The sequence below is a fragment of the Bradyrhizobium sp. STM 3809 genome (assembly GCF_000239795.1).
Taxonomy (GTDB): domain Bacteria; phylum Pseudomonadota; class Alphaproteobacteria; order Rhizobiales; family Xanthobacteraceae; genus Bradyrhizobium.
Map to the genome: position 1 here is coordinate 1 of NZ_CAFJ01000227.1, position 3,529 is coordinate 3,529.

Annotated in this window: 3 protein-coding genes; 1 reads left to right on the forward strand and 2 read right to left on the reverse strand. The window is 69.6% G+C overall.

Going from position 1 to position 3,529, the window contains the following annotated elements:
- Positions 1–647: uracil-DNA glycosylase (locus BRAS3809_RS12405; protein ID WP_035656185.1), on the forward strand; the 647-nt coding region annotated here is incomplete at its 5' end.
- Between the two features lie 113 nt (positions 648–760).
- Here BRAS3809_RS12405 and BRAS3809_RS12410 read toward each other — a convergent pair.
- Positions 761–2,269, reverse strand: a complete 1,509-nt coding sequence (locus BRAS3809_RS12410; protein WP_008962441.1) for a glycosyltransferase family 39 protein — start codon at positions 2,267–2,269, stop codon at positions 761–763.
- Between the two features lie 200 nt (positions 2,270–2,469).
- Positions 2,470–3,309 carry a ribonuclease HII gene (gene rnhB / locus BRAS3809_RS12415; RefSeq protein WP_008962443.1) on the reverse strand — a complete coding sequence of 280 codons (840 nt, stop codon included), beginning with the start codon at positions 3,307–3,309 and terminating at the stop codon, positions 2,470–2,472.
- Between the last annotated feature and the right edge of the window lie 220 nt (positions 3,310–3,529).

Genomic DNA, 3,529 nt, shown 5'->3' on the forward strand with positions numbered 1-3,529 from the left:
CGGCGCCGGCGATCATTCCGCCGCGCGGAGAACCGCCGCCTCCGCCGGACGCCGCGATCGCCTCGGCACGCGAAGCGGCACGCACGGCGCCGACGCTGCAGGCTCTGCGCGAGCTCCTGGAGAGTTTCGACGGCTGCGCGCTGAAGCAGACGGCGTCGCGCCTGGTGTTCGCCGACGGCAATCCGGAGGCGCGCATCATGCTGGTCGGCGAGGCGCCCGGCCGCGACGAGGACATCGAGGGCCTGCCCTTCGTCGGCCGCTCCGGCAAGCTGCTCGACCGCATGATCGGCGCCATCGGGCTCGACCGCAGCAAGGTCTACATCGCCAACGTCATCCCGTGGCGGCCGCCCGGCAACCGCACGCCGACGCCGCAGGAGACGCAGATCTGCCTGCCCTTCATCCGCCGCCAGATCGAACTGGTCGACCCCGACGTGCTGGTGACGCTTGGCAACCCGTCGACCCAGGCGCTGCTCGGCACCACCGAGGGCATCATGCGCACGCGCGGCAAATGGCGCGACTACGACACCGGCAAGCGCACCATCCGCGCGATCGCCACGTTCCACCCGGCCTATCTACTGCGCTCGCCATCCTACAAGCGGCTGTCCTGGCAGGATCTGCGATCGATCGCCACGGTGCTGGCGGTCTAGGCGCCCGGCCTCCGTCATTGCGAGCGAAGCGAAGCAATCCAGGGTCGTGGGAGGGACTCTGGATTGCTTCGTCGCTTCGCTCCTCGCAATGACGGAGAGCGTGGCGGAGTGGCCTACGACCCCTTCGGCCGCACGATCGCCCAGCCGATGCGCAGCAGCGGCTGGCGGCCGTTGATCAGCCAGTCGAAGCTGCGCGGCACCTCCGGGACGAGCCCGGGGAAGCGGCGGGTCAGCTCCGGCGGGGGGGTGCCGGCGGTGTCGGAGGCGCGCCAGACGACGATGCCGCCGGACTCCGCGAATCTGGCCGGCGTGATCCACGGCGTTCGTTGCGGCGTGGCGTCGAGGAAGAGGTGCGCGCGGCGACGGCCGAGCGCGACGAGACTGGCGAGTTGCGGATCGCCGGCGACCGCCTGCAGCCGCTGGTTGGTCCGGCGCTCGAAACTGTCGACGAAGAAGCGGGAGATGTCGCGGGCCGGCATCGACGTCGCAAGCTCACCGTCCCCGATCACGGGCAGCACCACGGCACTGCCGGCCACGAGCATGGCAGGGACCGCGACCGCAGCCGCCCAGACCATGCGCAGCAGCCGCTGCCGGCGCAGATAGATCAGGTCGCCCGAGGCGACCACCAAAGCGAGGCCGACCATGGTCAGGGGCACGGCGGTCCCGCCCAGCATGGTCGGGAGGCCGAACAGACCGGAGATCAAGCTGCCGGCCAAAGCGGGCGCGATCGCAAAGCAATAGACGAAGTCGCGGGCGAGCGGCGTCACCGAGCGGCGATAGATGATCGGCGCGTCGGTCTCGCCGCGGCTGATCCAGCCGGCGTCGAGCAGCACGAGCACCACGACCGCCGCCATCGCCAACAGCAATCCGCCGGCCAGCGCGAGCCAGTGCCAAGCGCGCGCCGACAGTTCGGCGAGCACCGGCAAAGCCGGCAGTCCGACGCTGTCGGAGCGCAGCACGAAAATCAGATAGGGCAAGGCCAGCGCCAGCACCACGAGCAGCGCGAACAGCGGATCGAACGACCGGAGCACGCGGCGGCCCTGCGCGGTCGACACCGCGAAACCAGCGATCAGCAGCAGCAGGCCGGCGGCCGCCGGCGTGGTGAGCAGCAGGAGCCCGGCCTCGATCGACCAGGCGAACCAGGCATTGCGGCGGCCCTGTCCGAGGATTCGCCAGCTATGGAGCAGCAGCAGCGCCCAGAGCGGCCGCGCCAGCACCTCCGGCCCGAACTCCAGGGTCGGCGCGCCGAAGGCCGTGATCGTCATGGTCAGCAGCACCGCCAGCACCGCCTGCTGGCCGCCGACGATGGTGCGCGACAGCAGATAGACGACCCAGAGGCTGAACGCCGAGCACAGCATCGCGAGCAGATAGACGCCGACCAGATGATTGCCGGCGAGGCGGTAGGCGATGTCGGCGAGCCAGAACGACAGCGGCGGCCCGAGATCGGTGCCGACCTGATACTCGCGTCCGAACGCGATCGTGGTGGCAAGCTGGCCGGGCGGGCTGCGATAGAACAGCACGGCCGTGCCGAGCCACATCAGAGCCTGGCACAGCACCACGATGACGACGACCAGCCGCGGTCTTGCGCGGATCAGTTCGACAACCAGTGACGTGAAACGCATGAACGGCTGGATCGCTTAGCTGAAACGCTGGGAAGGTCGACGAAGCCGAGAGCACCGTCCCTCATCCGCAGCGCTCGTCCCACGCCCGCAATCGATACCGCAGGGATCGAGGCGCACAGGACCGCCTCCGCTGCGAGGAGTGACAATTCGTGCTGGCTGTCTCAAGCTTTAAGACCGCAGCGCCCGTGAGGCAACCGACATCAGGCCTCGAGCGAGATTTCGGTGGACGCGATCACCGTCATCTCGGCGAACAGGTCCGGCTCCGGCAGTTCGGTGCCCGGCTGATGCTTGCGGCGGGCCGCGACCACCGGGGCGAACAGGCTGCGGTGATGCACCGACGGGCCGAGCCGGTCCAATGCGGCAAGATGCTCCGGCACGCCATAGCCCTTGTGCTGCTCGAAGCCGTAGCCGGGGCAGTCCTGCGCCAGCGCGCACATCAGCCGGTCGCGCGTCACCTTGGCGACGATCGAGGCCGCGGCGATCGACATGACCAGTCCGTCGCCGCCGATCACCGCGTCACAATTGCAATCGACGTCGATCCGGTCGCGGCCGTCGACGAACACATGCTTCGGCGCCTCCGGCAGCGCCCTCACCGCCCGCGACAGCGCCCACAGCGAGGCCCGCAGGATGTTGTCGCGATCGATTCGCGATGGTGAGGCAAAGGCCACGGCGAAGGCGGAGGTCTTGCAGATCTTGTCGAACAGCGCCTCGCGCTGCTCCGCCGTCAGCCGCTTGGAGTCGTCGAGCCCCTTGGGGATGCGGTTGGGATCGAGAATCACCGCCGCCGCCACCACCGGCCCCGCCAGCGGACCACGGCCGGCCTCGTCGCAGCCGGCGACCGGCCAGACGCCCTGCTTCAAGAGCGCGCGCTCGCGGCGGAAGCTCGGCGGCGCCACCGCGATGATGCCCTTGCCGGGCTTGGCTGCAGCCCGAGCGGCACCACTTGTCGCGCCCTTCGCGCCGGCCGCCTTGGTCACGGCGGCGCCGGCCGCTTTCGCCCTGCCCGGCTTCTTCGCTTGATCCCGAATCATGGCCGGCATCGTGCGGAACGCGCCGGAGCGGCGCAACCCGGAACCGGGGTCAATTCCTCGCTATTCCCGCGCCACTGACCTGTGCCGGTTCATCCGCGATGCGAATGTAGAGGCAGGCGGCTCAACGGCTTGCCCCTCTTTCCAACCTCTGGGTAGTTCCCGCGTTCTTCACCGCAACCGCCAGACGCAGATAGTCTCCAGAGGCAGGCCCTGGCTGGCTATCGCGGCG